The organism is Mesorhizobium sp. GbtcB19 (assembly GCF_019091085.1).
Lineage (GTDB): Bacteria > Pseudomonadota > Alphaproteobacteria > Rhizobiales > Rhizobiaceae > Mesorhizobium.
Map to the genome: position 1 here is coordinate 1 of NZ_JAGXJY010000218.1, position 274 is coordinate 274.

At 35.4% G+C, this 274-nt stretch carries 1 pseudogene; it reads left to right on the top strand.

Features of this window, described 5'->3' with window-relative positions:
- Positions 1-274 (top strand): annotated as a pseudogene (locus KVT37_RS32215) (phage portal protein); the annotation flags it as partial.

Below are 274 nucleotides of genomic sequence, written 5' to 3' on the forward strand. Positions count from 1 at the left end.
TTAAAACTGCTACTGAGGTTGTCAGTGAGAATTCTAAGACGTTTAGAACGAAGCAGTCCCATGAAACAATTATTGAAGATGGTATACAAGAATTAGTTGATAGCATTATTGATATTGCTGTTCTATATGGTGAATTTAACGGTCCCACAGGAGAATACGAGGTTACAGTTACTTTTGACGATAGTATCGCAGAAGATGCTGCTGCTGAAATAAATAAACAAGTCATATTGATTTCTAACGGATTAAACAGCAAGAAACGCGCAATTATGAAGAT